Here is a 26877-nt window from a genome sequence, read left to right on the forward strand (position 1 = left end):
AACCCCTCCCGGCCCTGCGGGCCACCCTCCCCACAAGGGGGAGGGAAAATCACTACCTTTTCTGCCCAACACTCCGTCCCGCACCCTCCGGCTTCGGCAATGCCGCATGTGCCTGCGCAATCGCCTTCACCCGGTCCAGCACGGCAGCTGGGGCCGGTACGGCCTTGCTCTCCTTGGAGGCGACGTGCAGCATCATCTGTTCGGCTGTCGCCACCGCCTCATGGGTGGTCGCGTTGTAGATGGTCGAGAAGATGTGCAGGCGTTTCTCGTCGTAGGACAGGACCTGGCAGGTCGAGTACAGCGCATCGCCGAGCTTGGCTTCGCCGAGATTGCGGATATGGGTCTCGACCGTATAGTAGCTGTGACCGTTTCTGACGTAATCCAGATCGACGCCGATCAGGCGCAGGATGCCGTCGGACGTATCGCCGAACACCTGCAGGTAGCGGTGCTCGGTCATGTGGCCGTTGTAATCGACCCAGGCGGCGTTGACCTTGGTGTCGAGGATGCGGATCGCCTTAGCTTGGCCGAGATCGGTCTGCGGCTTTTCGGCGCTGGCCCAGAGGCTGTCTTCGAAATCGGCGAGCAGCTTGCCCGCACCCCAGCCCTTGCCGCCATCGCCGCTTTTCAGCGCATGCATGATGCCGACGAGGTTTTCGTCGCGGATGCGCTCAAGATCGCGGATGCCACGGGCGCCGGACTGCGCATCGGACTGGCCGGCGATCTTGTTCACCAGTTCATCGTCGAGATCGACGACATCCATCAGCTTGGTCCACGGCCAGGACAGGCAGGGGCCGAACTGGGCGAGGAAGTGGCGCATGCCGGCTTCACCACCGGCAATTCGGTAGGTCTCGAACATGCCCATCTGCGCCCAGCGCATGCCGAACGAATAGCGGATGACGTCGTCGAGCGTTTCGGTGTCGCAGATATCGTCCTTGATCAGCCACAGGCCTTCACGCCAGACGGCTTCGAGAAGACGGTCGCCGACGAAGGCTTCGATCTCCTTGTTGATGATGACGCCCTTCATGCCGATCGGTGCAAGCTTGGCTTTCGCATCCTGCAACGTGGCTCTGCTGGTCTTTTCGCCGCCGACCAGTTCGGCAAGCGGCAGCAGGTAGACGGGATTATAGGGGTGAGCGACGAACATTCGCTCGGGATGTTTCATGTCGCGCTGCAGGTCGGTCGGCATGATGCCGGATGTGGACGAGCCGATCAGGGCTGTCGGCGAGGCGGCGGCATCGATCTGGGTGATGACGTTGCGCTTCAGATCCACCCGTTCGGGAACGCTTTCCTGAATCCAGTCAGCGCCTTGCACCGCTTCTTCAACGCTCTTGACGAAGGTCAGCTTTCCTTTCGGAGGCAGCGGCGCCATGGTCAGCATGGCATAGGCGCGCTCGGCATTGGCCAGCACTTCGCCGACGATGCGTTCGGCTTCCGGATGCGGATCGAACATGTTGACGTCGATGCCGGCAAGGATAAAGCGCGCCGCCCAGGCCCCGCCGATAACGCCGCCGCCGATGCAGGCCGCCTTGGTGATTTTGGTCATTGGTATTCCACCTTTGTTGTTTTAAGGCCCCGCCCCAAACCCCTCCCCACAAGGGGGAGGGGCTTAACTCGCCGCTCCAACATCAATCCACATCAACGTTTCAGCTTGCTCTGCGCTCAATTTTCTGGCGCGGACGGTGCCGCATATGTAGCCCTCCCCCTTGTGGGGAGGGTTGGGAGGGGGTTTGCTCCTACCGTTTCGTCAGCTTCAGCTTCTCACGCACTTCCGCCGGGCCGATGATCTTCGCGCCCATGCCTTCGATGACGCCGACGGCTTTTTCGACGAGCTGGGCATTGGTGGCGAGCTGGCCCTTGCCGGCATAGAGATTGTCTTCCAGCCCGACGCGGACATTGCCCCCGGCGAGAACGGCTGCGGCCGGATAGGCGAGCGCGTTGCGGCCGATCGAAAAGGCCGAGAAGGTCCAGCTGGACGGCACGTTGTTGACCATCGCCATGAAGGTGTTGAGGTCGTCGGGCGCGCCCCACGGAATGCCCATGCAGAGCTGGATGAGCACCGGGTCCTCGATCAGGCCTTCTTCGACGAGCTGCTTGGCAAACCAGAGGTGACCGGTGTCGAACGCCTCGATTTCCGGGCGCACGCCCAGATCGGTCATCATCTTGGCCATGGCGCGCAGCATCGACGGCGTGTTGGTCATGACATAATCGCCGAGCGAGAAGTTCATCGTGCCGCAATCGAGCGTGCAGATTTCCGGCAGGCATTCGGCGACGTGGGAAACGCGCTCTGTGGCCCCGGCCATGTCCGTGCCATTGGGGTTGAGCGGCAGCGGGCTTTCGACATTGCCGAAAATCATGTCGCCGCCCATGCCGGCCGTCAGGTTCAAGACCACATCGACATCGGCGGATCGGATGAGATCGGTCACTTCCTTGTAGAGGTCGTTGCGGCGGCTCGGCGCACCGGTCTCGGGATCGCGGACGTGACAATGGACGATCGCAGCGCCCGCCTTGGCAGCATCGATGGCCGATGCGGCGATTTCCTTTGGCGATCTTGGCACATGCGGTGACTTGCCGGCGGTATCGCCGGATCCGGTGACTGCACAGGTGATGAAAACGTCGCGGTTCATGCTCAATGGCATAAAAGGCCTCCCCTTGTTCTTGGCGTACATTACGAGCCAAGAATGACGGCTCTGCTTTTCATTTGTGGATGTTTGTTATACATTTTCGGAAGAAAAATCCGGAGATGAACGAATGCTCGTTCCAAGCGATGGAACCCAACACCTCGACTTGCTGGTGTTGCCGGAGACCAATCTGATCCTCGTTGCATCGGTGATCGAGCCGCTTCGCGCGGCAAACCGCATTGCCGGAAAAGCGCTCTACGACTGGGAGATTTTCAGCCCGGACGGCCAGACGATCGAGACCAAAAGCGGCATCCCGATCCCCGTTTCCGGGCCGTTCCGGCCGCAAAACGAGACGGCGCCGCTGTTCGTACTCTCAAGTTACAATTGGCGGGCCTATGCGACGACGCAGCTGAAGATGCTTCTGTCGAGAACCGCACGGCATCGCGAGGTCATGGCGGGCATCGAGGCCGGCAGCTGGTTTCTGGCCGAGACCAGCCTGCTCGACAATTTCTCGGCCACCAATCACTGGGAGGATTTTGAGGATTTTGCCGCCGCCTATCCGCAGATCAATATGGTGCGCGAGCGTTTCGTCATCGACGGCAAGCGGATCACCACCGGCGGATCGTTGCCGACGCTCGACCTGATGCTGGAACTGATCCGCCGCCAGCACAGCTATTCCCTGGCGCTCGAAGTGTCGCGCCTGTTCATCTACGAACAGGAGCGCACGCGAGGAGACCTTTTGCAGATGCCTGCCATCGGCAATATGCGCATCCTCGATGCCCGGGTCGGGTCGGCCGTCAAGCTGATGGAGGAGACCGTCGATGCGCCCTTGACGCTTGCCCGTCTCGCCCGACGGACGGGGGTCAGCGCCCGCCATCTGCAGGACCTGTTTCAGGAGACGATGGGGGTGGCGCCGCATGCCCATTACCTGGCACTGCGGCTAAATGCGGCGCGGCGCAATGTGATCGAAACCCGGGCCGATTTCGCCGATATCGCCGCTGCCACCGGCTTCAATTCCTCCTCGGCTTTTTCCCGCAGTTATCGCGCCCACTACCGCGAAAGCCCGAGCGAGACGCGCAGGCGGGTCAAGCTGAAGAGCTGAGACGGCGAGTTCATGCAGTGATTCAACGGGTGGCAGATTCGCGAGTCTGATCAGGGGTTTGCCGCCCGTCGTGCAGGAAGTGATTCAATCTGGATCAACCGCGATGCCGGATGTCTGCTCTGCCAGCATCATGCCGAGCATCGCTTCCGCAACCTGCCGGGAGAGCGCGTTTTTCTGCCAGGCCAGCGACAGGCTTTGCATGTAGTCTGGGCCGAGCCTATGCATCGCCGGGGGATTTCGGAAGCGGGCGGCGGAGCTTTCCGGCAGCACCGAAAGATAGCCGTGGTCCATCACCAGATTGAGGATGACGGGGATCGAATCGACTTCGGTCAAGGTCAGCCGGTTGCGCTCCTGTTCGGTGAGCGCCGCCTCGATGAAATGGGCCGCCTGTTGGCGTAGTCCGCTCTTGAGGCTGGGCACTGCGATCGGATTGGCCTGCAGCAATGCGGCGATATCGTCGCCGTGTTTGGCAAACAGCGACGGGTGGCCGGCGAGCGCCAGCGGCGTGCGCGAGATCAGACCGCCTTCGAACTCGGACGGGAATGTTTCCAGATCAAGCAGCACCACGTCGAAGCGGCGGTTCTTCAAACCGGCAATCAGTTCGTCGGCGGTCGTACTGGAAACGAACAGCGGCTGGCGCGGGCGGGCGCGATGCCACTTGGCAGTCAGTGCGGCCAGCATGCGGGCGATCTCGCTTTCAGGCCCCAGCGGCATCACGGAGCCAAACCGCCAGGTCGCCGCTGCCCGGCGGAACCGGTCGCCTGAGGCCCGCGACAGCCTGCGCCAGATGTCGAGCAGGTTTTCGATGACCGGGATTGCCGCCAACCCTTCGGCCGTGCAGGTGATACCGGATGGCGAACGGATCATGAGCGTATAGCCGAGGTCCCGTTCCAGATCGTTCATCTGCCGCGTCAGCTGCGGTTGGCCGGTTGCCGACGTCTTGGCGGCGCCGCGAATGCTGCCGCTACGGGCGACGCTGACAAAGCGTTCCAGCGCGGTCAGGCTGATCGAGGGTATTGAACAAAGAATGTGAGCGTTGGCGATGCTCTCCCTCTTCTCCCCGGCGGGGAGAAGTGCCGAACGCAGTGAGGCGATGAGGGGGCGGTTCGGCACATTCACAGCTTGTCGCCCCCTCATCCGGCCCTTCGGGCCACCTTCTCCCCGCTGGGGAGAAGAGGGAGGCGACTGAAAACTATTCGATCGTGGTGGTTCTGGCCGGGGATCTGAGGTCGTTGCAGGCCGTAAGAGGGATTGGATCGCCTCGTTTGCGGCCGCAAGGTCGGCCATCCGGCTCTGCGCCTCCAGCGTCGGCACGAGATTGCCGCGTTCGCGCCGGACAAGTGGGACGGCGATGGCGGCTTCGAAGCGTTTCAAGGCTGCGCTAACGCTTGCGGGTGGCCTGCCGCTCACCTTTGCCGCCCGGCGGATTCCGCGCTCTTCAAGGACCGCGTGGACTAGGGCAAGGGTGGCGATGTCCATCGGCGATCTTGATCCTCAAAGTGAAATTAAAGGCTGCTGCCAGTCTGTACCGTTATCGGCATCTCGCGTTTCATTTTTGGGATATAACACGAACCGGGATATTGGGCATAGCATGTCGCCAACAAGGTGAGTCAAAGCATGCATGCATCGATGAAAACCATCCTTCTCAACGGCAATCCGCTGGATTTCTCCGCATTGGAGAAAATCGGCTCCGGCCTGTTCGTGCCCGTTGTCGCCAACCAGTCGTTCGACCGGGTGGAGGCCGCGCACAAAATCATCGCCGATCGTATCGCCATGGGCCTGCCGGTCTATGGCGCCAACACCGGGGTCGGCTCGATGAAGGATCGGTTGTGGACGGTCGATGATCTCGCGGAATTCAACACGGCGCTGGTCAAGGCCCATCATTTTGGCACCGGTCCGCTGTTTTCCAAGGCCATCGTGCGCAAGGCCATTGCCATCCGCATCAACACGGCTCTCGGCGGTCATACCGGCTGCAGCGTCGATCTCGTCAAGGCGTTCCTGGCGCTGTTGGAGCGCGGCGTCGTTCCGGCCGTCCATCGCCATGGCTCGATCGGTTGCGCCGATATCGGCCTGATGGGGCAGGTCGCCTCGGTACTGACCGGCACAGGCCAGGCTTTTTTCGAGGATGAGTTGCTCGATGCGGGCGAAGCGTTGCGCCGCGCCGGGCTCGAACCTTTCGTCATGCTGCCGCGCGATGCGCTGGCCGCCCTCAGCGTCAACGCGACGGCGTTTGCTGCCGCAGCCGACGTGCTGCGCGAGGCGGCCTCTGCGGTGCGTGTGCTGATGACCACCGGGCTGATGTCGTCGCTGGCGCTCGGCGCATCGGCCGATCCCTGGCGTGTTGCGGCAACCCTGGGAACACGCGGCGAAGCGCTTGTCGGCTCGTGGCTTTATGGCCAGTCCGATTGTGTCGACTGGCCGTTGGCGACGGCGATCCATGATCCGCTCAGCCTGCGGATGACCGCCCAGGTTTTTGGTGCTGCCGTCGATACGCTGCTGGTTGCTGCCGAACGGCTGGTCGATGCGACCTATCTGTCCGACGACAATCCGGTGGTGCTCGGCGGACAGGTGCATGCGTCCGGGGCATCGCTGCCTCTGACGACGACGCTCTATATCGAGACGGCGCAGATCGCCTTTTCGCATGTGGCCCGCAACGTGCTCAACCGCTGCATTCTCTTGTCCAATGGCGTCCGGCGAAACCTGCCGATCAATCTGGTCGCACCCGGCGAGGTCGCCAGCGGCCTTGGCCCGGTGATGAAGCTGGTGGTCGAGCTTTATATGCGCGTCCAGTCGCTGGCAGTTCCCCTGTCGGCGCAATCGATCGTCGTTGCCGGCGGATTGGAAGAAGAGGCGACCTTCCTGCCCTTGATCGTGGAGCGCATGGAAACGCAGGTGCGCGACCTCCGGCAGATGGCGGCGATTGAGGCCATGCTGTCGGCACAGGCCGTCGATCTCCTGGGCGATATGCCGCAGGGCGTAACCCAGATTGCCTATGACCGGGTGCGGGCCGTCTGCCCGATCTATCTCAGGGACCGGCCGCTCTCCAAAGAGATTGAACTTCTGCACCATGAATTTGCCTGCGGGCGTCTGCTGGAGGCGATCGTGGCCGCGGCGCCGATGCCCGAATTCGACGATTTCTTCGCGCTCGGACAGTAAGGGAGACAAACATGTCTGACTTCGATCTGGTTCTGAAAGGCACCGTGGTTCTTGCCGATCGTGTCGTCGAAGGCGGATTTGTCGCCGTGCGCGATGGCAAAGTCGCGTTCGTCGGGCAGGGCGCCATGCCGGGAGCTCGCGAGCGCCACGATCTCGGCAGCGCGCTGATCCTGCCCGGCGCCATCGATGCGCAGGTGCATTCGCTCTCGCAGAAGGACCAGGAGGATTTCATCTGGTCGACGCGCTCGGCGGCAGCAGGCGGCGTCACCACCATCGTCGATATGCCCTATGACGAAGGCGATCTGGTCTGCTCGGCCGACGCAGTAAAGCGCAAGATCGATCATGCCGGAAAACAGGCACGCGTCGATTTCGCGCTCTACGGCACGATCGACCCGGAGGAAGGCCCGGCGCGGATCGGCGAAATGGTCGAGGCCGGCGTTGCCGCGTTCAAGTTCTCGACGTTCGGTACGGATCCGAAACGGTTTCCCCGCATTCCGGCCGGCCTGCTGGAGGATTGTTTTGCGGCGATAGCGCCGACCGGGCTGACGGCCGGTGTGCACAACGAGGACGACGAGGCGGTGCGGGCCGCGATCGGCAAGGTCAAGGCGGCTGGTATTACCGATTATCGCGCACACGGGCTGTCGCGTCCGCCGCTGACGGAACTGCTTGCCACCAACCAGATTTACGAAACGGGAGCCGCGACCGGCTGCCCGGCCCATGTCGTGCATTGCTCGGTCGGGCGCGGCTACGATATCGCGGCCGCCTATCGGGCTCAAGGTTTTCGCGCCACCATCGAATGCTGCATCCACTACCTTGTCCTCGATGAGGAGAACGACGTGAAGCGGCTGGGCGGCAAGGCCAAGATCAATCCGCCGATCCGGCCGCGCGCCGAGGTGGAAAAGCTCTGGCGCCATGTGGCCGATGGCAAGGTGACGATGGTTTCGACCGATCATGTCAGCTGGTCGGAAAACCGCAAGACCAATCCGGATATGCTCGCCAACGCGTCGGGCGTTCCGGGGCTTGAGGTGATGATCCCGTTGTTCATCAAAGGTCTGCTCGAGCGCGGCATTTCGTTGACGCGCGCGGCCGAACTGATGTCGCTCAATCCCGCCCGGCATTTCCGGCTTGATCATCAGAAGGGCGCGCTGGAGGTGGGCAAGGACGCGGATATCGCCGTGCTGATACCGGAACCCTACACCTATGACGCAGCGGCAAGTGGCAACAATGTCGTCGGCTGGTCGCCCTATAACGGCATTCGTCTGCCCTGGCGGGTGGCAGCCACTTATAAGCGGGGCGCACAGGTTTTCGACGGCAAGACGGTGCTGGCAGCGCCGGGCGCCGGTCAGTTCGTCCGGCCGCTCGCCAGCCTGCCGCTGCGCGAGGCCGTCTGATGGCTGCAGTCGAAACCAATCTTCCCGTCAATGCCGGGCGTATCGCCGATATCATCAAGGGCCTTGCCCGTATCACCGAGCCGGACAAGCCCTACACGCGGCGCGCCTTCACGCCGCTGTTTCTCGACGGCCGCGCCTTTCTGGAACAGCGCTTCAAGGCGGCCGGACTGGAAACCCGGATCGATGCGTCCGGAAACCTGATTGGCCGTCGCAAGGGGCGCAAGTCGGCGCTCGGCACGATCATGCTCGGCTCGCATTCCGATACGGTGCCGGAAGGCGGGCGTTTCGACGGTATTGCAGGGGTTGCCGCAGCCCTTGAAGTCGCGCAGGCCCTGAACGATGCCGGCTTCCGGCTTGATCATGATCTGGAGGTCGTGGATTTCCTGGCCGAGGAGGTGTCGATCTTTGGCGTCTCCTGCATCGGCAGCCGTGGTCTGGCGGGGTTGATCCCGGACGGCTGGCTGAGCCGGACGCAAGGGGAACTAACGCTGCGGCAAGGCATGATCGATGCCGGTGGCGACCCGTCGCGGCTGGCGCGGCAGAAGCGATCGGATATCAAGGCATTTCTGGAGCTGCATATCGAGCAGGGCCCAGTCCTTGAAACAGAGCGCTGCGATATCGGCATCGTCACGGCGATTTCGGGTATTACCCGTATCGAGATCCTTTTCGATGGCCAGGCGGATCATGCCGGTACCACGCCGATGGGCCAAAGGCGTGATGCGCTCGTGGCGGCGGCGCGGATGGTCGGAGAGGTTGAGCGTCTGGCCTTGGATTTTGCCAGGGGCGAGGGGCATTTTACAGCGACAGTTGGGGAATTCTCGATCGAGCCGAATGCCGCCAATGTCGTGCCGTCGCGTGCCCGCATCCTGATCGATGCACGGGCGGAATTGCGGCCGGACATGGAGCGGTTCATTGCCGAGATCGATCAGCTCGCCGTCGATATCCAGCGGGAAACCGGCGTGTCGATCGCCTCGCCAAAGCTGATTTCGGATAATTTTCCAACGCCCGCCGATCCGCTTGTGATGGCCAATCTCGAACAGGCCTGTGACCGTGTCGGCGCCAAGCGGCGGCGCATGGCGTCCGGTGCCGGGCACGACACCGCCTGGATGGCCCGGATTTCAAAGTCGGCGATGATCTTCATCGCCTGCCGCGAGGGCCGCTCGCATACGCCGGACGAATGGGCTGAAAACGACGATGTGGCGCTGGGCACGGCGGTTCTGTTCGAGGCCGTGCGCAAGCTCGATAGCGATTTACAGGGAGAGCAATGATGGGCCGGATACTCACGGAAAAGGACGTCGAGGCGGCCGTCAAGGGCGGTTCGGTCTATGCCGCCGGTGGGGGCGGCTGGGCCGATCATGGCCGCATGCTGGGCTACGCTGCCGTGTCGATCGGCAAGCCGGAGCTGGTCTCCATTGATGAACTCGACGCCGATGACTGGGTGGCAACGGCCGCTGCCATCGGTGCGCCAGCCTCGACGACGGCCTGGGAGATGCGGGGCGTCGATTACGTCAAGGCGGTCGAACTGCTGCAGGAGGCGCTTGGCGAAAAGGTTGCGGCGCTGATGGTCGGGCAGAACGGCAAGTCCTCGACGCTGAACGGCTGGCTGCCATCGGCCATCCTCGGCACCAAGGTCTTGGATGCCGTCGGCGACATGCGAGCGCATCCGACCGGCGACATGGGGTCGATCGGCATGGCGGGTTCGCCCGAGCAAATGATCCAGACGGCGGTCGGCGGCAATCGCGACGAGAACCGCTATATCGAGCTTGTCGTGCGCGGCGCAACCGCAAAGGTTTCGCCGATCCTGCGCACCGCATCCGACATGTCCGGCGGCTTCATCGCGTCGTGCCGCAATCCGCTGCGCGCGTCCTATGTCCGCAAGAATGCAGCGCTCGGCGGCATTTCGCTGGCCTTGACTCTGGGTGAGGCAATCATCGCGGCGGAAGGCAAGGGCGGCAGCGCCATCATCGATACCATCGCCAAGACCACCAACGGCACGATCCTTGCGGAAGGCGTCATCACCGGCAAATCTGTCATCTACACTAAGGAAGCTTTCGACATCGGCACGGTGACGCTCGGGAAGGGCGATGACTCGACGGTACTCCACGTCATGAATGAATACATGGCCGTCGAGAACGCCGGCGGCACGCGGCTTGCGACCTTCCCCGACGTCATCACCACGTTGTCGCCGGAGGGCGAGCCGCTGAGTGTCGGTCAGTTGCAGGTTGGCATGAAAATCTTCGTTCTACATGTGCCGAAGACCGTCATTCCGCTGGCCTCCAGCGTGCTTGATCCAACCGTCTATCCTTCGGTAGAAAAGGCCATGGGGATCGAGCTGGCGAAGTATGCACTTTCACCCTCCCCTTGAGGGGGAGGGTCGGCGCGTAGCGCCGGGGTGGGGTGATTTTTTGCTCACCTAACGATCACCCCACCCGCGCGTTCCGCGCGACCTCCCCCTCAAGGGGAGGTGGGAGACTGCCGCAACGGCTCGTGCAACGAAGCGATCAAGGACAACACCATGCCCAAACCAAACCCCCGTCACCCCAACTTCCCCATCCCCGGTGGCCCGGAGCTGCGTGCCAAGGGGTGGCGGCAGGAGGCTTTGCTGCGGCTTCTGGAGAATGTGCTGTCGGTCGGCGAGGATCCGGACAATCTGATCGTTTATGCAGCGCTCGGCAAGGCTGCGCGCAACTGGGCGTCCCACAAGGCAATCGTCAGGACGCTGCTGGAGATGGACGAGGACCAGACGCTGGTCATCCAGTCGGGGAAGCCGGTGGGCCTGCTCAAGACCCATGCCAAGGCGCCGCTGGTGATCATGGCCAATTGCAACATCGTCGGCCAGTGGGCGAAGGCCGAGGTGTTCTACGAGCTGGAAAAGCAGGGGCTGATCTGCTGGGGTGGGCTGACGGCCGGCGCCTGGCAATATATCGGCAGCCAGGGGGTCATTCAGGGCACCTATGAAATCTTCATGCGCATTGCCGAAAACCGGTTCGGTGGCGATCTGGCCGGGCGGTTCATTCTGACGGCGGGCCTTGGCGGCATGGGTGGTGCGCAGCCGCTGGCGGGCCGCATGGCGGGCGCGGCGATCTTGTGCATCGATATCGATCCCGTCCGTGCGGAGAAGCGCAAGGCAATCGGCTATCTCGAACATGTGGCGCCCGATCTCGACACGGCGTTGGCGATGATCGATCAGGCGGTCAAGGAGAAGCGCGCTACCTCCATCGGCCTTGTCGGCAATGCGGCTGCGCTTTACCCGGAAATAGCCAGGCGCGGCATCGTGCCGGATATCGTCACCGACCAGACCTCGGCGCATGATCTCGTCTATGGCTATGTACCGAAAGGCATGAGCATCGAGGAGGTCAAGCGGCTGCGCATCGACGGGCAGGGGCAACTGATGGCCGCCAGCCGCGCTTCGATCGTCGATCATGTGAAAGCCATGCTGGAATTTCAGGCCAAGGGCTCGGAAGTCTTCGACAATGGCAACCTGATCCGCACCCAGGCGCGCGAGGGCGGCGTGACCAATGCCTTCGATATCCGCATCTTTACCGAGGCCTATCTGCGGCCGCTGTTTGCCCGCGCCATCGGCCCCTTCCGCTGGATGGCGCTGTCGGGTGAGGAGAGCGATATCGCCCGCATCGACGACCTGTTGCTGGAGATGTTCCCGGACAACAAGATCGTCACCAACTGGATCCGCCTTGCGCGCGAAAACGTGCCGTTCGAAGGACTGCCCGCCCGCATTGCCTGGCTCGGTCATGGCGAGCGGACGCAGCTTGCGGTGGCTGTCAATGCACTGGTCGCATCCGGAGAGCTCAAGGGGCCGATTGCCTTTTCGCGCGATCATCTCGACGCGGGTGCCATGGCGCATCCGAACATCATGACCGAGCGGATGAAGGACGGCTCCGACGCCATAGCCGACTGGCCATTGCTCGATGCGATGCTGCTCTGCTCGTCGATGGCCGACCTTGTCGTCGTCCATTCCGGCGGCGGCGGTTATGCCGGCTATATGACCAGCTGCGGCGTGACTGTGATTGCCGATGGAACGGAGGCGGGCGCAGAACGGCTCAGCCACGCGCTGACCAACGACACGTCGCTCGGCGTCATCCGCTACGCCGATGCGGGCTATGAGGAATCGGTGGACGAGATCGGCAAGAAAGGAATCGGGTACATCGCGCTCGACTAACGGTGATCGCGCCGTTGCCGCCTTTTGCGCCGGAGACCAGCGCCGTCTTCCTGATGGCCGGCAAGCGAGCCATTGCGGATTTATATATTTAGTTTCTCTAAAATAAACTCTTGTACTCTGCCCTCCACGTGTCATCCTGTCCCCGGCCTGAAAGGCGGAGGGGACGGGCTGGCTTGAGGCTGCGAGGGAGGTTGCCGTGAAAGCGACACTGGGGGGATGCATCGCGCTTGCTCTGGTTTTCTCGAGCGTGCCGCCGAGTTCGCCTGGCGACGAACTCTCCCCTGGAAAAATCATCTCCGAGGACGACGCGCGGATTATCAGCGGGCGGCTTTACTCGGCCATCCTGGTGAAAGCCTGCCGAAACGGATGGCGATATCCCCTCAGCCGTGTGAAAAGCGGCTTCAAGCGCCATTTCACCGAATTCAAATTGCAGCTTGTCAATAATGGTTACATCATCGTTCCCGGCCGAGCGGTCAGGGACGGCCACAGGGAATATCAGGCATCGACGGCCATTGCCGATGACCGCGTTGCGCGCCGGTTTGGGTGTGACCGGCAATATTGGCTGGATGATCGCCGATAGTGAGAAGGGCAGGTCAAGCTGCCCTTCCACAGCGCCTGGTATCAGGCGTTGACCAACGCCAACTGCGCGCGTGCAGCCAGAATCTGCGAGCAGGCATTGGCCGCTTCCACGCCCTTGACGACGAAATGGTCGGTAAAGAATCGGATATGCTGTTCGGATTCTTGGAAGTGATGCGGGGTGAGGACGGTCGAGAGCACCGGCACACCAGTGTCGAGCTGGACGCGCATCATGCCATCGAGCACGGTTGCGGCAACAAAATCGTGACGATAGATGCCGCCATCGACGACGAAGGCGGAGCCGATGATCGCCGAGAAGCGGTCGGTTCTGGCCAGCGTTTGGGCGTGCAGCGGAATTTCAAGCGCGCCGGGGACGTCGAAGATTTCGACATCGGATGCGTTGCCGCCAAGCTTCTGCCAGTGGGCAACAAAGGAATTGACGCATTGATCGACGATATCGGCGTGCCAGCGCGCGCGGATGATGGCGATTTTCTGGGTCGGGTGGGAAGCGATTGTCATGTCGGTCTGGCCTTTCAAGGTTGCCATTTTTCAATGATCCCCTTGGGCGAACACGCAGGCGCAGCGACCCCTTTTGACAAGGTGCCACTTGGTCTGCTTGCTCTCTTTCATCCGGACTTTAACCGTCGGCTCCGGAATTCAACCGGATCTGCTGACCTTCCTACCTGGATGCGTGCATCCGGGTGGGAAGCGCTCGCGGGCTCCGGGAATTGCTTCCCGTTACCGCCGGTGGGGAGTTTCACCCCGCCCTGAGAACGTGCAGCGTCAACTATAAGGATCGGCAGGCGGGCGTCAAATGCGCTGAGCGACGCGTACAACGACAAAGGCGACAGATTTTTCCTGAAAATCCATCTGCTGAAACATATTTTTTCGAGTATCGCGCTACTCGCGGATGATCAGCAGGTCGCTTGCGGTGAACCGCAATGTGGCGATCTCGCCGACAGCCGGCGGCATCAGGCCTGGCGCGTTGAACATGTCGAAGGAAATGACGGCGTCGCCGACCTTCATGCGGGTGCGGATGACCGAGCCGAGGAAGTTCGAGGAGACGACTGCGCCGGTGAGCGCGGTATCGCCCTTGGCACCTTCGGCGATCGAGCCCGCCTCCGGGCGCAGTGCCAGCGAAACCTTGTCGCCGGCCTTGGCAATCGCGCCGAGCGGCTCGCGCAGCGTGATCTCCTGGTCACCGATGATGATCCGGTTGGTGGCGGGATCGACGACCTTGGCTTCGATCAGGTTCAGCGTTCCAACGAAGGAGGCAACGAAGCGTGTGGCCGGTTTGTTGTAGATGTCGAACGGCGTGCCGATCTGGTCGGCGCGTCCGCCGTTCATCACGACGATACGGTCGGAGATCGACAGCGCTTCTTCCTGGTCATGGGTGACGAAAACCGTGGTGATGCCGAGCTTCTGCTGGATCGCCCGGATTTCTTCGCGCAGCGACACGCGAATCTTGGCGTCGAGCGCCGATAGCGGCTCGTCGAGCAACAGCACCTGCGGCTTGGGTGCCAGGGCGCGGGCAAGCGCTACACGCTGCTGCTGGCCGCCGGACATCTGGTAGGGATAGCGGTCGGCCAGATGGTCGAGATGGATGAGGCCCAGCATTTCCTTGACGCGGGCATCGACAGCCGATTTTTCCATGCCTGCGATTTTCAGGCCGAAGGCGACATTGTCGTGCACGGTCATGTTCGGAAACAAAGCATAGGCCTGGAAGACCATGCCGATATTGCGCTGGTTCGGTTTCAGCTCATTCTGGTTGCGGCCGTTGATGATGACCGTTCCGGCCGACGGCGTCTCGAAGCCGGCGATCATTCTGAGAATTGTCGTCTTGCCACAGCCTGACGGTCCGAGAAAGGAGACGAATTCTCCCTTTTCGATGGTCATGTCGAAATCCTTGACCACCTGTACGGGGCCAAAGCTCTTCTGAATGCCGGCGAGTTCGAGAAAGGACATGGACGATCAATACCTCAGGGCTTGGAAGGAGCCGATTTGCTGAAACGGGAAACGAGCTGCAGAAGAACCATGCACCCCCAGGTGATGGCGAACGCGATGACGGCGAGTGCCGGCGGCTCATAGGCGCGGTTGGCGCCGATCAGCTGCAGGTAGGGACCGAAGGCCGGGCGGTTGAGCAGCGACGGCATTGTGAACTCGCCGATGACGATGGCAAAGGTGATGAAGGCGCCGGAGAGAACGCCGCTCATGACATTGGGGAGAATGCATTTGAACATGATGGTCGGCCAGGAGGCGCCAAGGCTTTGTGCCGCTTCCGTCAAGGTGCCGACGTCGATGGTGCGCATCGCGGTATCGACCGAGCGGTACATGTAGGGCAGCGACAGCGTCATGAAGGAGAACATCAAAAGCGCATCGGTGCCGCGCGTCGAGCCGGTGAACGGAATGAACGAGGACGAATTGTAGATCCGCAGATAGCCGAAGACGATGACGATGGCCGGAATGACCAGCGGCATCAGGGTGATGAACTCGACCACCGGCCGCATCTGCGGCAGCCGCAAGCGAACCCAGTAGGCAGTCGGCACGACCAGAAGCACCCCAAAGACGATCGTCAGGATTGCCATCACGATCGAGTAGCTGAAGGATTCGCGGAACTGGACGTCGGAAAAGACCGAACGATAGGCATCGAAGGAATATTCGCCACGGCGCATGCGCAGCGAGAATTCGAACGTGGCGATCAGCGGCACGACAAAATAGGATGCACCGAAGAAAATCGCGAGCCAGGCGCCGATTTTTTGTGTCTTCATTTCTGCCACCGTTCGGCACGCATGCGCAGCCAGATGTAGATGAGGTTTGAAATGCCGGTGATGACGATCATGCCGAGCGCCAGAGCATAACCGAGATTGGGATTGTGCAGAACGTCGCCGCGGATCTGGGCATAGAGCTGGATCGGCACGATGTTGAAGGTGGAGCCGGTCAGCGAGTAGGCCGTCGCAATCGCGCCGAAAGCATTGGCGAACAGGAGCAGCGTCGTGCCGAGGATGCTCGGGAACAGGATCGGCAGGGCGACCTTGGTCCAGTATTGCGTGTTGGTCGCGCCGAGAATTTCGGCAGCTTCGCGCCATTCCTTTTTCAGACCGTCAAGCGCCGGGGTGATGATCAGCACCATCAGTGGGATCTGGAAATACATGTATGTCAGCGTCAGGCCGATGAAGCTCAACAGATTGAAGCCGGAGGCATAGAGATTGATGCCGAACCAGTCGCGCAGGATCATCGTCACGAGACCGGTGCGGCCAAGCGTTGCCAGAAAGGCGAAGGCGAGCGGCACGCCGGCAAAATTGGATGCGACGCCGGAAAAGGTCAGAAGCGATGAACGGATCCAGGAGGGCAGGCCGCCGAGCACCACGGCCCAGGCGAGCCAAAAGCCGATCAGGGCACCGCCGATCGAGGAGGCCAGGCTGATTTTAATGGAGATCCAGTAGGAGGCGAGAATCTTGTCGGTGAAGAGCCCGCCAATGTTCTCGAAGGTGAATTCGCCCGCCGGATTGAGGAAGGCGCCGGTGACCAGATAGAGCGTCGGGGCGATCAGGAACATCACTGCAAACAGCAGAAACGGTGTGATCCCGAGCCAGTCGATGGCCGTCTTCTTCAAATCAATGGCCCTGTTGGCGCTCATCCGGAAACCGTGTTTTGAAAATTGAAAAATAGCCTTCCCGCGCGATCGCGGGAAGGCCTTGTTGCGACAGCCTTACTGTACGTTGGCGCCAACGACCGTATCCCAGCCCTTGGTGATGACTTCCTTGTAGGCTTCCTGTTCGGCGAGCGTCGGGAACACGGCCTTTTCATAGGCAGCAGCCGGCGGCAGCTTGTCGAGCAGTTCCTTCGGGATCTTGTTGTTCTTGGCAAGATCATTGAAGCGGATCGGATGGCAATAGCCCTTCAGCCAGCCGAGCTGACCTTCGTCGGAATAGAGGTATTCCATCCACAGCTTTGCAGCGTTCGGATGCGGAGCGTAGGCCGAAATTGCCTGGACGTAGACGCCGGCAACAACGCCCGTAGCCGGGATGACGACGTCGATCGGCGGGTTGCCGGCCAGCGTGTCACGGTCGGACAGCGCATTGTAGTCCCAACGCAGGATGATCGGGGTCGTGCCTTGTGCGAGCGGAGCCGACTTGCCGATGACCGGAACGAAATTGCCCTTGGCATTCAGTTCCTTGAAGAAGGCTAGGCCAGCTTCGCCGGACTTGGCAACGTCACCGCCAGCGCCGGAAAGGCCAGCTGCGAAAACGCCCGAAATCGCCTGGTTGGCAGTGCGCGGATCACCGGCAAGAGCCACCATGTTGGCATATTCTGGCTTCAACAGGTCGGCCCAATCCTTCGGGCTTTCCTTGACGAGGTCCTTGTTCACTTCGAAGGCCATGACGCCGTAATAGTCGCCGTACCAGTAGCCGTCAGCGTCCTTGGCGGTGTCCGGGATCGAATCCCAGGTTTCGACCTTATACGGCTGGATCAGGCCTTCGGCCTTGGCGGACGGGCCGAAAGAGAGGCCGACGTCGATCACGTCAGGAGCCTGGTCGCCCTTGTTGTCCTTGTTGGCCTTGATGGCTTCGATTTCGTCGCCCGAGCCGGCGTCCGGGTTGAGTTCGTTGACGGTCAGGCCGTACTTGGCCTTGAAGCCTTCGATGACGCCGCCGTAGCCGCACCAGTCGTGGGGCAGGGCGATGGTCGTCAGGGTGCCTTCTGCCTTGGCAGCGGCGATCAGTTCGGCGCTCGGTTCGGCAGCGGCGATGGCGGTCGATGCCATGACCATGGCGGTCGAAAGCGAAAGCAGGCGGCGCATGTGTGAAATCACTGGTCTTCTCCTTGTGGTTATATCAGTCAACTTCGATGAAGCTGATACTGGGGTCCTATGAAGCTTATGTGACAGGTGTTGTCTCCTTTGCGACCAGAGGTTCGCAGGCGGAACACCTTCATTTCATTTTCAAAATTTACATCCGTCCGGGTGCTGGCGTTTTGTATTGCATTCCAAATCGCGGACCATGGCATCCCCGCGCCGGTCAACCCGGCGCCACGTTCCGTACCGCTTCCTCCTCTTAAAGCGGCTTTCGAAAAAGCCTCGTTGAATCGAACAGGCCTTCGAGCGTTTTCATGCGGTCATGCGTCTCGTCCCAGATGGAACTCTGCACGGCCTCGATCAGCGCTTCGACGGCAAACAGGGTGACAACCGAGCTATCCCAGGCCGAAGGTGCTTCGATCTGGATGCGGAAGACGCGCCGCGCCGATTTGGCGATGGGCGAGCTCCACTGGTCGGTGAACAGGATGATTTCGACGCCGCGATCGCGGGCGATGCGCGACAGCGTTTCCATCTCCTGCTCGTAGCGGCGAATATCGAACATGATCAGGACGTCGCCCTTCTTCATGTCGAGCACGTAATGCGGCCAGGAGCTGGAATTGGAGGCGATCTGGGTGACGCCGGAGCGAATGACCTGGAGATGGGTGAAGAAATAGTCGGCAAGGGCACGGGTGATGCGGCCGCCGACGAGATAGATATTTCGCTTGCGGTCGGCGATCATCGCCGCAGCGCCATCGAACTCGGCGGTTTCCAGCTGCGCCAGCGTTGCGCGCATATTGTTCATCGTTGCATCGGCGAAACGGTTGAGGATATGCGTGCCCGGCGCATTGGCCGCCCAGCGGTCGTGCTTGCTGATCGGGTTGGAAATGGTTGCTTCGAGTTCCTGATGCAGCCGCGATTGGAAATCCGGGAAGCCGCGAAAGCCGATTTTCTGCACCATGCGGGCGACCGTCGGCGTCGACACGCCGGCATTCTCGGCCACAGTCGTGATGCTGCCGAGTCCGGAAACCGGATAGTTGTCGAGAAGCGTCGCAGCCAACTGTTTTTCCGCGCGGGTGAGCACGGCAAAATGGGCGTTGATCACATCCGACACCGTCATGGTGCCTGCGGTATTGGTCAAAATTCATCCCCTAAACCGGTCTCTGCCAGCTTTGTGACAGAGTAAACATCGCTGTCACAATTCGAGTCAATTGATTTTTTGAAGAGATCGTTTCAGATTCCGATTGACACAGGTCAAAACGTGAAGAATTCTTTTCAGTATCGGCAGTCACGCATGAGTTGAAAAAAATGACTGGCTGACCGATTCTTGTTTCCATGCGTGATTTCAGGGGCTTCCAGCCCATCCTGGAAATGCGTGGCGCCGATGAGGCAACCGGAAGGGGACCGGAGTTGACGGGACTTTTGACAGAGGCGGATGGATCGCCAGTCGCAGTGGAAAACCTGGAGGCGCTGAGCCCGGTGCTGCTGGTCTGCGAACACGCCTCGCGCCGCCTTCCGGAAAAGATGGGGTCGCTTGGTCTTTCTGAAGACGCACTCAAAAGCCATATTGCCTGGGATCCCGGCGCGCTTGCCGTCTCACAGCTTTTGGTCAAAAGCCTCGATGCCGCGTTGATCTATCAGCGCTTTTCGCGCTTGATCTATGATTGCAACCGGCCGCCGGAGGCTGAAGCCGCCATGCCGCCGGTCAGCGAAGTTTTTGAAATACCCGGCAACGCATCCATTTCCGCTGCCGAGCGACTGGCCCGGACGGATGCGCTGTATGTGCCGTTCCGTGATCAGCTTTCGAATTTCATCACCACGCGCAAGGCCGCCGGACGGCCGCCGGTGCTGATCACAATGCACACGTTTACGCCCGTCTATCACGGCAAGCAGCGCGACGTCGAAATCGGTATCCTGCATGACGAGGATAGCCGGCTGGCAGATGCGATTCTGGCTGCCGCGGGCGAAACGTCTGCTTACGTGGTGCGCCGCAACGAGCCCTATGGACCGGCGGACGGCGTGACGCATACTCTGATCCAGCATGGCTTGAAGAACGGCCTGCTCAACGTAATGATCGAGATCCGCAACGATCTCGTTTCAAATGAAATCGGCCAAAAGGTCATGGCCGATTATCTGACAGGCATTTTGGGCGAAAGCCTTACTGCACTGTCGCAATAAAAAGACCTGGGGAGCGGCATGTCCGCGGAGACTGGTCCATGGGCTTCCATGGGCACACTGGCATTTCGGCATCCGGCAATACCGCCGGAGGCTGGCTGATACAGGGGAAAAACATGTCAGACTATTCAGATAATGATAAACATGAGGACATGAAGGTCCTCCATTCGATGGGCTATGCGCAGGAACTCGAACGGCGCATGAGCTCTTTCTCGAATTTCGCCGTTTCCTTCTCGATCATCTGCATCCTTTCCGGCGGCATCAACTCGCTCGCCCAGGCAACGTCGGGGGCGGGCGGTGCCGCGATCGGCATCGGCTGGCCGCTCGGCTGCTTCGTTTCCCTCGTCTTTGCCGTCGCCATGGCGCAGATCAGCTCGGCTTATCCGACGGCCGGCGGCCTCTATCACTGGGGTTCCATCCTCGGCAACCGGTTCACAGGCTGGGTGACCGCCTGGTTCAACCTGCTCGGTCTCGTCACGGTTCTCGGCGCCATCAATGTCGGCACCTATTACTTCTTCATGGGATCGTTCGGCACACCTTATTTCGGTCTGGAAGACACCACGACCGTCCGTATCCTGTTCCTGGTCGTCATCACCGGCGCGCAGGCGATCGTCAACCATATGGGCATCGGCCTGACGGCCAAGCTGACAGATTTTTCCGGTTATCTGATCTTTGCAACGGCGATCGCGCTTTCGGTCGTGTGCCTTGCCGCAGCCGATACCTACGAGTTCAGCCGGCTGTTCACCTTCTCCAACTATTCGGGCGAAGCCGGCGGCAATGTCTGGCCGGCGACCTCGGGCACCTGGGTCTTCCTGCTCGGCCTGCTCCTGCCGATCTACACGATCACCGGTTATGACGCTTCCGCCCATACGTCGGAAGAAACCGTCAAGGCGGCAACCTCGGTTCCGCGCGGCATGATCTCGTCGGTTCTATGGTCGGCGCTGTTCGGCTACATCATGCTGTGCAGCTTCGTTCTGCTGCTTCCCAGCATGGACGAGGCCGCCAAGCAGGGCTGGAACGTATTCTTCTGGGCAATGGACACGCAGGTCAATGCGACCATCAAGGATATCCTCTACTTCGCCATCCTGGTCAGCCAATGGCTGTGCGGCCTGGCAACTGTGACGTCGGTATCGCGCATGATCTTCGCCTTCTCGCGCGATGGCGGCCTGCCGGCTTCCAAGGCTCTGGCCAAGGTCAGCCCGACCTATCGCACGCCGGTTGCCGCCATCTGGACCGGATCGATCCTGTCGGTGCTGTTCGTCTGGGGCTCGTCGCTTGTCACAATCGGCGAGACTCCGGTTTACACCATCGTCGTTTCCTGCACGGTCATCTTCCTGTTCTTCTCCTTCGCGATCCCGATCACGCTGGGCCTGTTTGCCTGGGGTACGTCGAAATGGGACAAGATGGGTCCGTGGAACCTCGGCGAAGGCGTCTTCAAGCTGTTTGCCGTGCTGACGATCCTGGCCATGATCCTGATCTTCGTGCTCGGCGTCCAGCCGCCGAACACGCCCGCCCTCTACGTGACCGTCGGCTTCCTGATCCTGACCGGTATCGTCTGGTTCGGCTTTGAACGCCGCCGTTTCAAGGGGCCGCCGATCGGCGACGAAGTTGCGCGCCGCTCCGCTGAAATCGCAGCGGCCGAAAAGGCCGTTGGACAGAAGTGATCCAATAAAGACAAGGCAGAAGCCGCATATGCGGCTTCTGCCAGACGTCCGCAGACGCAGCCGCGCAAGGCAGCGTTACGATCAAGCACGGGATTTTTGCAATGAGCGCGAGCTATTCGTTTGAAGAGTTAAAGAAGGATGTTGCCGAAGGCCGCATCGATACGGTTCTGGCCTGCCAGGTCGATATGCAGGGACGCCTGATGGGCAAGCGCTTTCACGCGCAGTTTTTCGTCGATGGCGCCTGGGAGGAAACCCACAGCTGCAACTACCTCCTGGCCACCGACCTAGAGATGGAAACGGTTAGCGGCTACAAGTCGACGAGCTGGGAATCTGGCTACGGCGATTACACGATGAAGCCCGATCTTTCGACGCTTCGCCGCATTCCATGGCTTGAAGGCACGGCGCTGGTTCTCTGCGACATGCTCGACCATCACACCCACAAGGAAGTGCCGCATTCGCCGCGCGCCATCCTGAAAAAGCAGGTCGCACGCTTGGAGGCCATGGGCCTGAGGGCCTTCATGGCAACAGAGCTTGAATTCTTCCTGTTCGATCAATCCTACGACAGTGCCCGCGAAAGCGGCTATCGCGACCTGAAACTGGTCAGCGGTTATAACGAAGATTACCACATCTTCCAGACGACCAAGGAAGAGGACGTCATGCGGGCGATCCGCAACGGCCTGCAGGGGGCGGGTATCCCTGTCGAGAACACCAAGGGTGAGGCATCCGCCGGTCAGGAAGAAGTCAACGTGCGCTACGCCGATGCGCTTGATATGGCCGACCGGCATGTGATCATCAAGAATGGCTGCAAGGAAATTGCCTGGAGCAAGGGCAAGGCGATCACCTTCCTTGCAAAGTGGAACTACAACGCCGCCGGTTCGTCGTCGCACATTCACCAGTCGCTCTGGAGCGTTGACGGCAAGAGCTCAAAATTCTTCGACAAGGACGCCAAATACGGTATGTCGGAAATGATGCGCCAGTATGTTGCCGGGCTTTTGAACCATGCCGGCGAAATCACCTATTTCCTTGCGCCTTACATCAATTCCTACAAGCGCTTCGTGGCCGGCACCTTCGCGCCGACAAAAGCCGTCTGGAGCAAGGACAACCGTACTGCCGGTTATCGCCTGTGCGGCGAGGGCACCAAGGCTATCCGTATCGAGTGCCGGGTCGGCGGCTCCGATCTCAATCCCTATCTGGCGATGGCTGCGCTGATTGCTGCCGGGATTGCCGGGATCGAGAACAAAATGGAACTGGAACCGCCATTCGTCGGCGACGCCTATGGCGGCAAGAACATCCGCGAGATCCCCCGCACATTGCGCGACGCCACCGAAGTGATGCGCGGCTCCAAGATGCTGATCGATGCCTTTGGTCAAGACGTCATCGAACACTATACACGGGCGGCCGAATGGGAGCAGGAAGAATACGATCGCCGCATCACGGATTGGGAAGTGGCAAGAGGGTTCGAGCGGGCCTAATGTAAACACACATATGATTTACTGTGTTTACATAACTCCATTTTCTTGCGATAGTTGATGGCGTTGATGCGAACAAGGAGTTTCGGCGTGGGTAAATATGAGCCTCTTGGTCAGTTTTTGCTCAAGCAAAATGCTGACTACCTTGCTTTGAGCTTTTCCGAAATCGAACAGCTTCTTGGAAGCAAATTGCCAGCCTCTTCGAGGGAGCATCGTGCATGGTGGAGCAATAATCCCCAAAATAACGTGATGACTCGTGAGTGGTTGAATGCGGGTTACGAAACTGAGTCTGTAGATTTGGGAGCCGAAAAGCTGGTTTTTCGCAAGGTTAAGGCCCGTGTCGCAAGCTCTGAATCAAGTTCAAATCCAAAAGGACGTATGGGTGGAAAGTATCGTCCTTTGGGCGACTATTTGAAGCGTCAGGACAAGGAGCGGATATTGATGACTTTTTCGGAGATCGAGGACGTCATCGGCAGCAATCTGCCGGCCTCTAAAATGTATCCCGCATGGTGGAGTAATAACCCGGGAAACAATACGATGACGCAAGAGTGGCTCAATGCAGGCTATCACACAGTGTCGGTCGATACCGCAGGTGCAAAGCTCATTTTCCAGCGAGTTCGCGGGAGCACCGCGTCTGAATACAAGTCTGAGCAAGAGCTACCAGACCATCCCATTTGGGGCAGCATGGCCGGTACGATAACAGTCATGCCCGGTGTCGATCTCACGGAACCCATGGAATTCGAATGGGGCGGAACGCTCTATAATGAGTAATGGATACCTTTTAGATACATGTGCTGCTATTTGGCTTTCACATCGGCAGGCCGTGTCCGAGGAAACGAGGTTCGCGCTCAAGATTGCTTGGCGTGACCGCGTTCCGGTTCGTGTTTCCGTGATGACAGCATGGGAAATGGCGATGCTTGTCTCCAAGGGTAGAATTTCGGAGACAAAGTCGCCTGAGCGCTGGTACCGCGGTTTTCTAAACGACAGCCAAATTGAAGAGCAGCCAGTAACAGCGGATATTTTGATGGCTTCCTGCTTCCTGCCCACGCCAGTTCACAACGATCCGACGGATCGCATTCTTATCGCGACCGCCCGCGAATATGACCTGACCATTATCACCCGTGACCGCGCGATCCTCGCCTATGGCGCCGCCGGTCACGTCAAGACACTTGCCTGCTAGGCTTTTGGAGTGAACAACGAATGACCATGATCCAATGCATTTCCCCGGTGAACGGGGAGGTTTACGCGGAACGGCCGGCGGTTGATGCCGCCGTCGCCTCGGCTGCCGTTGCGCGTGCGCGTGCTGCGCAGAAAAGCTGGGCCAAGCGGCCGATCGAAGACCGCGTCAAGCTGGTGCTTGCCGGTGTTGCGCGCCTCAACGAGATGGTCGACGAGGTCGTGCCGGAGCTTGCCTGGCAGATGGGCCGGCCGGTGCGTTATGGCGGCGAGTTCCGCGGCTTCAACGAGCGTTCCAACTATGTGGCGACGATTGCCGCCGATGCACTGGCGCCGATCATCGTCGAGGACAGCGCCAGTTTCGAGCGCCGGATCGAGCGCGTCTCCCATGGAGTCGTCTTTGTCATCGCCCCCTGGAACTATCCGTACATGACCGCGATCAATACGGTTGCGCCGGCGCTGATGGCCGGTAACACAGTGATCATCAAACATGCCAGCCAGACGATCCTGGTTGGCGAGCGCATGGTGCGTGCCTTTGTCGAGGCCGGCGTTCCGGAAGATGTGTTCCAGAATATCTTCCTCGATCATGCGACCGCGTCGCAGCTGATTGCGGCCAAGAGCTTTGATTTCGTCAACTTCACCGGTTCGGTCGAAGGCGGCCGGTCGATCGAGCGGGCAGCGGCAGGGACCTTTACCGGTCTTGGCCTCGAACTTGGCGGCAAGGACCCGGGCTACGTCATGGAAGACGCCGATCTGGATGCTGCCGTCGATACGCTGATGGATGGTGCGATGTTTAATTCCGGGCAGTGCTGCTGCGGCATCGAGCGCATCTATGTCAACGAAACCCTCTACGACGGCTTCGTCGAGAAGGCCGTCGCCTTTGCCTCGGCCTACAAGCTCGGCAATCCGCTGGAGCAGGAAACCTCGCTCGGGCCGATGGCGCACAAGCGTTTTGCCGCCGAAGTGCGCGCGCAGACCGCTGAAGCTGTTGCCAAGGGTGCCAAGGCCCTGGTCGATCCAAAACTGTTTCCGCAGGATGATGGCGGCGCCTATCTCGCCCCGCAGGTTCTGGTCGATGTCGATCACTCGATGAAGGTGATGACCGAAGAAAGTTTTGGCCCGGTCGTCGGCATCATGAAGGTGAAGAATGATGCGGAAGCACTCGCGCTGATGAACGATTGCAAATACGGCCTGACCACCTCGCTCTGGACCAAGGACCCGGAACGCGCTGCCCGCATCGGCAACGATCTGGAAACCGGCACCGTGTTCATGAACCGCGCCGATTATCTCGATCCGGCGCTGTGCTGGACCGGCGTCAAGGAAACCGGCCGTGGCGGCTCGCTGTCGGTCATCGGTTTCCAGAACCTGACCCGCCCGAAATCCTACCATCTGAAGAAAGCCTGAACGATGACCATCACTGCCAACTGGAGCTACCCGACATCCATCAAGTTCGGCGCCGGCCGGATCAAGGAACTTGCCGATCATTGCAAGGCGCTCGGCATCAAGAAGCCGCTTCTGGTCACCGACCGTGGCCTGGCGCCGATGCCGATCACCCAGAATGCGCTCGATATCCTTGAGGCTGCCGGTCTTGGCCGCGCGCTGTTTGCCGATGTCGACAGCAATCCGACCGACGTCAATCTCGATGCCGGCGTAAAAGCCTTCAAGGCCGGCGACCATGACGGCGTCATCGCCTTCGGCGGCGGTTCGGGCCTTGATCTCGGCAAGTGCGTCGCCTTCATGGCCGGGCAGAGCCGCCCGGTCTGGGACTTTGAAGATGTCGGTGACTGGTGGACCCGCGCCAGCGTCGAGGGCATCGCGCCGATTATCGCCGTTCCGACAACCGCCGGCACCGGTTCGGAAGTCGGCCGCGCCTCGGTCATCACCAATTCGCAGACCCATACGAAGAAGGTGATCTTTCATCCGAAGTTCCTGCCTGCGGTCACCATCTGCGATCCGGAACTGACGGTCGGCATGCCGAAGATCATCACGGCCGGTACCGGCATGGATGCCTTTGCCCATTGCCTGGAAGCCTATTCGTCGCCGTTCTACCATCCCATGTCGGCCGGTATCGCGCTGGAAGGCCTGCGTCTCGTCAAGGAATACCTGCCGCGCGCCTATAAGGACGGCACGGATATCGAGGCCCGCGCGCATATGATGTCCGCCGCTGCCATGGGCGCTGTCGCCTTCCAGAAGGGGCTCGGCGCCATCCATTCTCTGTCGCATCCGGTCGGCGCCATCTACAACACCCATCACGGCATGACCAATGCCGTCGTCATGCCGCCGGTGCTGCGCTTCAACCGCCCGGCCATTGAGGACAAGATTGGTTTGGCGGCTGCCTATCTCGGTATTTCCGGCGGCTTCGATGGTTTCTACGATTATGTGCTGAAGCTGCGCGAAGAACTCGGCGTGCCGGACAAGCTGTCGGCACTCGGCGTCGGCACCGACCGCATCGACGAAATGGCAGCAATGGCAATCGTTGATCCGACGGCAGGCGGCAATCCGGTCGAGTTGACGCTCGATGCTGCCAGGCAGCTGTTTCGCGACTGCATTTGATCTTCTGTCTCTTCCTTCTCGGAAAGCC

23 protein-coding genes and 1 riboswitch are annotated in these 26877 nt (G+C 60.5%); of the genes, 14 read left to right on the top strand and 9 right to left on the bottom strand.

Features of this window, described 5'->3' with window-relative positions; genetic code table 11:
* Positions 1-52: 52 nt before the first annotated feature.
* The gene (locus ACP7E6_RS02410; RefSeq protein WP_426227557.1) at positions 53-1543 is read right to left on the bottom strand and encodes a carnitine 3-dehydrogenase; all 1491 of its coding nucleotides are present in this window, start codon (positions 1541-1543) and stop codon (positions 53-55) included.
* Positions 1544-1733: 190 nt separating this feature from the next.
* A complete protein-coding gene (locus ACP7E6_RS02415; protein WP_426227559.1) occupies positions 1734-2636 on the bottom strand; it encodes a 3-keto-5-aminohexanoate cleavage protein in 903 nt (300 codons plus the stop codon).
* Between the two features lie 112 nt (positions 2637-2748).
* On the opposite strand from ACP7E6_RS02415, the gene ACP7E6_RS02420 reads away from it, so the two are divergent.
* Positions 2749-3720: a GlxA family transcriptional regulator gene (locus tag ACP7E6_RS02420; protein ID WP_426227560.1), complete on the top strand. Its 972-nt coding sequence runs from the start codon at positions 2749-2751 to the stop codon at positions 3718-3720.
* Between the two features lie 84 nt (positions 3721-3804).
* Here the strand turns inward: ACP7E6_RS02420 and ACP7E6_RS02425 are convergent, their stop codons facing one another.
* Positions 3805-5199, bottom strand: coding sequence for a LysR family transcriptional regulator (locus tag ACP7E6_RS02425; RefSeq protein WP_426227562.1), 1395 nt, complete (start codon positions 5197-5199; stop codon positions 3805-3807).
* A 150-nt stretch (positions 5200-5349) separates the two neighbouring features.
* Here ACP7E6_RS02425 and ACP7E6_RS02430 point away from each other — a divergent pair, with 150 nt between their 5' ends.
* The 6 genes from ACP7E6_RS02430 to ACP7E6_RS02455 all read left to right on the top strand — a co-directional run bounded on the left by ACP7E6_RS02430 (position 5350) and on the right by ACP7E6_RS02455 (position 13024).
* Complete coding sequence (locus ACP7E6_RS02430; RefSeq protein ID WP_426227564.1) at positions 5350-6876, top strand: aromatic amino acid lyase; 1527 nt, start codon at positions 5350-5352, stop codon at positions 6874-6876.
* Between the two features lie 11 nt (positions 6877-6887).
* Entirely contained in the window at positions 6888-8267 is a 1380-nt protein-coding gene (locus ACP7E6_RS02435; protein WP_426227566.1) for a dihydroorotase, read from the top strand.
* A complete protein-coding gene (locus ACP7E6_RS02440) occupies positions 8267-9535 on the top strand; it encodes a Zn-dependent hydrolase (RefSeq protein WP_426227568.1) in 1269 nt (422 codons plus the stop codon). The genes ACP7E6_RS02435 and ACP7E6_RS02440 overlap by 1 nt, the downstream gene beginning before the upstream one ends.
* Complete coding sequence (locus ACP7E6_RS02445; RefSeq protein ID WP_426227569.1) at positions 9535-10632, top strand: DUF917 domain-containing protein; 1098 nt, start codon at positions 9535-9537, stop codon at positions 10630-10632. Before ACP7E6_RS02440 ends, ACP7E6_RS02445 begins: the two co-directional genes overlap by 1 nt.
* Before the next feature lie 150 nt (positions 10633-10782).
* Entirely contained in the window at positions 10783-12444 is a 1662-nt protein-coding gene (locus ACP7E6_RS02450) for a urocanate hydratase (protein WP_426227571.1), read from the top strand.
* A gap of 196 nt (positions 12445-12640) precedes the next feature.
* Positions 12641-13024, top strand: a complete 384-nt coding sequence (locus ACP7E6_RS02455) for a hypothetical protein (RefSeq protein WP_426227573.1) — start codon at positions 12641-12643, stop codon at positions 13022-13024.
* A gap of 41 nt (positions 13025-13065) precedes the next feature.
* On the opposite strand, the gene ACP7E6_RS02460 is transcribed toward ACP7E6_RS02455, so the two are convergent.
* From ACP7E6_RS02460 to ACP7E6_RS02485, 6 genes are all read right to left on the bottom strand, one after another.
* Entirely contained in the window at positions 13066-13539 is a 474-nt protein-coding gene (locus ACP7E6_RS02460) for a 6,7-dimethyl-8-ribityllumazine synthase (protein ID WP_426228518.1), read from the bottom strand.
* Between the two features lie 95 nt (positions 13540-13634).
* Positions 13635-13799: riboswitch (FMN riboswitch) on the bottom strand.
* A gap of 121 nt (positions 13800-13920) precedes the next feature.
* The gene (locus ACP7E6_RS02465) at positions 13921-14985 is read right to left on the bottom strand and encodes an ABC transporter ATP-binding protein (RefSeq protein ID WP_426227575.1); all 1065 of its coding nucleotides are present in this window, start codon (positions 14983-14985) and stop codon (positions 13921-13923) included.
* A gap of 14 nt (positions 14986-14999) precedes the next feature.
* Entirely contained in the window at positions 15000-15788 is a 789-nt protein-coding gene (locus ACP7E6_RS02470; protein WP_426227577.1) for an ABC transporter permease, read from the bottom strand.
* Positions 15785-16657: an ABC transporter permease gene (locus ACP7E6_RS02475; RefSeq protein WP_426122639.1), complete on the bottom strand. Its 873-nt coding sequence runs from the start codon at positions 16655-16657 to the stop codon at positions 15785-15787. The genes ACP7E6_RS02470 and ACP7E6_RS02475 overlap by 4 nt, the downstream gene beginning before the upstream one ends.
* Before the next feature lie 72 nt (positions 16658-16729).
* On the bottom strand, positions 16730-17833 hold the full coding sequence (locus ACP7E6_RS02480; RefSeq protein ID WP_426227579.1) for an ABC transporter substrate-binding protein: 1104 nt from the start codon (positions 17831-17833) through the stop codon (positions 16730-16732).
* A gap of 241 nt (positions 17834-18074) precedes the next feature.
* Positions 18075-18932 carry a MurR/RpiR family transcriptional regulator gene (locus tag ACP7E6_RS02485; protein ID WP_426228520.1) on the bottom strand — a complete coding sequence of 286 codons (858 nt, stop codon included), beginning with the start codon at positions 18930-18932 and terminating at the stop codon, positions 18075-18077.
* Positions 18933-19222: 290 nt separating this feature from the next.
* On the opposite strand from ACP7E6_RS02485, the gene ACP7E6_RS02490 reads away from it, so the two are divergent.
* From ACP7E6_RS02490 to ACP7E6_RS02520, 7 genes are all read left to right on the top strand, one after another.
* Positions 19223-19990: an N-formylglutamate amidohydrolase gene (locus ACP7E6_RS02490; RefSeq protein WP_426228522.1), complete on the top strand. Its 768-nt coding sequence runs from the start codon at positions 19223-19225 to the stop codon at positions 19988-19990.
* A 113-nt stretch (positions 19991-20103) separates the two neighbouring features.
* Complete coding sequence (locus ACP7E6_RS02495) at positions 20104-21651, top strand: amino acid permease (protein ID WP_426227581.1); 1548 nt, start codon at positions 20104-20106, stop codon at positions 21649-21651.
* A 101-nt stretch (positions 21652-21752) separates the two neighbouring features.
* Positions 21753-23123, top strand: a complete 1371-nt coding sequence (locus ACP7E6_RS02500) for a glutamine synthetase family protein (RefSeq protein ID WP_426227583.1) — start codon at positions 21753-21755, stop codon at positions 23121-23123.
* Positions 23124-23210: 87 nt separating this feature from the next.
* Positions 23211-23891 (top strand): DUF7662 domain-containing protein, encoded by a 681-nt coding sequence (locus ACP7E6_RS02505; protein ID WP_426227585.1) that lies wholly within the window; start codon positions 23211-23213, stop codon positions 23889-23891.
* Positions 23884-24300 (top strand): type II toxin-antitoxin system VapC family toxin, encoded by a 417-nt coding sequence (locus ACP7E6_RS02510; protein WP_426227586.1) that lies wholly within the window; start codon positions 23884-23886, stop codon positions 24298-24300. Before ACP7E6_RS02505 ends, ACP7E6_RS02510 begins: the two co-directional genes overlap by 8 nt.
* Before the next feature lie 20 nt (positions 24301-24320).
* The gene (locus ACP7E6_RS02515) at positions 24321-25700 is read left to right on the top strand and encodes an aldehyde dehydrogenase family protein (RefSeq protein WP_426227588.1); all 1380 of its coding nucleotides are present in this window, start codon (positions 24321-24323) and stop codon (positions 25698-25700) included.
* Between the two features lie 3 nt (positions 25701-25703).
* Positions 25704-26849, top strand: a complete 1146-nt coding sequence (locus tag ACP7E6_RS02520) for an iron-containing alcohol dehydrogenase (protein WP_426227590.1) — start codon at positions 25704-25706, stop codon at positions 26847-26849.
* The last annotated feature ends 28 nt before the right edge of the window (positions 26850-26877 follow it).

Origin of the sequence: Pararhizobium sp. DWP3-4 (assembly GCF_049898205.1) — a bacterium.
In the GTDB taxonomy this organism is placed as follows: Bacteria; Pseudomonadota; Alphaproteobacteria; order Rhizobiales; family Rhizobiaceae; genus Pararhizobium.